At 37.9% G+C, this 2,826-nt stretch carries 4 protein-coding genes; all 4 read left to right on the plus strand.

The genetic code is table 11. The features are described from left to right. Nucleotides 1-184: 184 nt before the first annotated feature. The 4 genes from U9P79_06675 (at nt 185) to cdd (ending at nt 2,551) form a co-directional block, all read left to right on the plus strand. Nucleotides 185-424, plus strand: coding sequence for a hypothetical protein (locus U9P79_06675; protein MEA2104306.1), 240 nt, complete (start codon nt 185-187; stop codon nt 422-424). 276 nt (nt 425-700) lie between these two features. Further along, nucleotides 701-1,594, plus strand: coding sequence for a bifunctional enoyl-CoA hydratase/phosphate acetyltransferase (locus tag U9P79_06680; GenBank protein MEA2104307.1), 894 nt, complete (start codon nt 701-703; stop codon nt 1,592-1,594). 67 nt (nt 1,595-1,661) lie between these two features. Further along, the gene (locus U9P79_06685; protein MEA2104308.1) at nt 1,662-2,132 is read left to right on the plus strand and encodes a 23S rRNA (pseudouridine(1915)-N(3))-methyltransferase RlmH; all 471 of its coding nucleotides are present in this window, start codon (nt 1,662-1,664) and stop codon (nt 2,130-2,132) included. Nucleotides 2,133-2,143: 11 nt separating this feature from the next. Further along, a complete protein-coding gene (gene cdd, locus U9P79_06690; protein MEA2104309.1) occupies nt 2,144-2,551 on the plus strand; it encodes a cytidine deaminase in 408 nt (135 codons plus the stop codon). Nucleotides 2,552-2,826: the final 275 nt, after the last annotated feature.

A 2,826-nucleotide genomic window follows, 5' to 3' on the forward strand; every position in this document is an offset into this window, starting at 1 on the left:
ATATTTAGCCCACAGTCCGCTTCATGTGATTGTGGGCTTTTTTTTGTAGACGTAATACGCTTTTCCAAAGCGTGTTTTTCAAGAAACCAATTTTGAGAAACGTAATACGCTTTTCCAAAGCGTGTTTCTCAATGCAATCACAAAAATTTGTCTATGTTTTGCGAAGCTGGGGCTTCGCGAAAAAATGCGTTCCCCATCCGCCAGCTGGCGAATGGGAACGAGATTGGTAGGGCTTGGGAACGAGATTGGCGGGGCTTGGGAACGAGATTGGTTTTTCAAGAAACCAATTTTGAGAAATGTATTACGCTTTTCCAAAGCGTGTTTCTCAATGCAATCACTAAAATTTGCCGGTGTTTTGCGAAGCTGGGGCTTCACGAAAAAATGCGTTCCTCATCCGCCAGCTGGCGGATGGGAACGAGATTGACGCTAAAATTTAGGGTAAATTGGGTGCGAAATTTAAAAACAAAAGATTGAATGTAGGTTGGGAGCCAGTTTATTTCTTGAACAGTTAAACCTGAGGGAACAGATAAATCGAATAATATTTTTCTGCTCAGATAAATCTATTTGTTCAAACTACCATAAAATATTCCAAACCTTTTCCTGAATTTTTATTTCTTATCAATCTTCTCATCTATAAATCTTGACGCAAATTTTGATACCATAAAATCATAAAACAAAAAAACTAATTTCAGGAGCAAACATGATCAAAAGTTTTGATGAATTGATGGATAGAGTAAAATCTTTACCTATAAAAAAAGTTGCAGTTCCAGGTGCAGCGGCAAAGTCGGTAATAAAAGCAGCATGCTTAGCAAAAAAAAATAGAATTGCTGATTTCTTACTCGTTGGGAATGAAAATGAAATACGAAATTTAATTATCGAAGAAGAAAAATCCATGCTCGACAAATTTGATATTATTGACGAATCCGATCCCGTGGAATCAGTAAAAGCAGCTGTCAGGGGAATTCACGAGGGAAGAGCCGATTTGCTTCTAAAAGGAAAAATTACAACCTCCCAACTTATGCGGGGTGTACTCGATAAAAAAAATGGATTAAAAACGGGAAGCATTCTTAGTGATGTATTTATATTCGAATCTCCGGATCGCCTAACACTTATGACAGACGGTGGAGTGGTTTTATATCCTGAGTTAAAAGAAAAAATTGCTCTTATCAATAATTCTGTAAAAGTTGCTCACCATCTTGGGAATCCCGAACCAAAAGTAGCACTTCTCGCTGCCATCGAAGTCCCGAATCCGAAAATGCCCCCGACAATGGATGCTCCGCTTCTTGCCAAGATGAACGAGAGAGGACAGATAAAGGGATGTATAGTGGATGGACCTTTTGCGTTGGATAATGCAATTTCAGAAGCAGCAGCTCAAATCAAAGGGGTGGATTCACCAGTCGCCGGCAAAGCCGATATTCTTATTATGCCAAATATCGAAGCCGGGAATATCTTTGGGAAAGCGATGACATATTATGCTCATTTTCGAGTTGCCCACGTTATTATGGGTGCAAAGGTACCAATTTTGATCACCTCAAGAGCAGATGATGCCGAAACAAAATTACTCTCAATCGCTCTTGGAATTATTTGTGCATAAAGTATCTCAAGCGTCTCCGCTTGAAAATATGTGAAATACATCCGCAAATTTAGCGGTTCTTAGTTTGATGAAAGTAAAAATTCTTGTTGTGGGAAAAAATAAAGACCAATATATTTCCTTAGCCGAGTCCGAATATCTGAAAAGGATTCAGCCGTTTCTTCCTGTAGAAATGATCGTCGTCCCATCAATCAAAAATAGTGCGAGCATGAGTCCCAAAAAAACAGTTGCACTTGAGGGTGAAAAAATTCTCCGACTGAAACCGGAAAATGCCTATTCTATTGCTCTCGATGAAAAAGCAAAGCAGTTTTCTTCTGTAGGATTTGCAAAAAATATGCAAAAATTGATGACATATCAAACCAAGCCGATCTGTTTTATTATCGGCGGTGCTTATGGAATTGCGGCTGAGGTTAAGCAAAAATGCGATCAGATCATTTCCCTTTCAAAAATGACTTTTACTCACCAGATGGTCAGAATTATTTTATTAGAGCAGATTTATCGAGCTATGACAATTTTAAAAGGGAAAAAATATCATCATTAAAAAGGATTCCTATGGAAAAAAAAATAATTGAAAAGTTGATCAAAAAGGCAATAATTGCCTCGAAAAACTCATATTCACCATATTCAAAATATTCGGTTGGAGCCGCTTTGTTAACTAAATCCGGAAAAATATTTACCGGCACAAATGTTGAAAATTCATCTTATCCTGCGGGAGTTTGTGCAGAAAGAACTGCGATATTTACAGCTGTTACTGCCGGTGAGAAAGAATTCGATGCTCTGGCAATTTTTGCGGATGGAGAAAAACTCCCCTTTCCCTGTGGAATTTGCCGGCAAGTTATTTCTGAATTTTCCACCGACCTGCCGATTATTATTGCCAGAAATAAAGACGATTATGTGGTGAAAAATATTTCAGAACTTTTGCCACATGTCTTTGAATTCGATCTTGAAAAAATAAATTAGAGTCGTCCGTAAAGTAGCATATCAAGTAAAATATATTCTTCATCCTTTTTACAACTCATCCCCTAACCCCTTCTCTTCAAAGAGAAGGGGAACTTTTGTCTCCCTCTCCTCGATAGGAGAGGGTCGGGGTGAGGTCGAAAAATAGTACTTTACGGATGGACATTAATAAATCAATTCGCATTCCCTCGAAATTATCAAAAAAGATAAGAAACGAAACTGACCAATCCGTCACGAAAATGTAAAAAAAACATAAAAAGGACTACTTATGAAAAAAA

The sequence above is a fragment of the Candidatus Cloacimonadota bacterium genome (assembly GCA_034661015.1).
Lineage (GTDB): Bacteria > Cloacimonadota > Cloacimonadia > JGIOTU-2 > JGIOTU-2 > JAYEKN01.

Excerpts from the sequence above, each read along its gene's own strand:
- cdd (MEA2104309.1), top strand. The coding sequence starts at position 2,144 with ATGGAAAAAAAAATAATTGAAAAGTTGATCAAAAAGGCAATAATTGCC.
- U9P79_06685 (MEA2104308.1), top strand. The coding sequence starts at position 1,662 with ATGAAAGTAAAAATTCTTGTTGTGGGAAAAAATAAAGACCAATATATT.
- U9P79_06680 (MEA2104307.1), top strand. The coding sequence starts at position 701 with ATGATCAAAAGTTTTGATGAATTGATGGATAGAGTAAAATCTTTACCT.
- U9P79_06675 (MEA2104306.1), top strand. The coding sequence starts at position 185 with ATGCGTTCCCCATCCGCCAGCTGGCGAATGGGAACGAGATTGGTAGGG.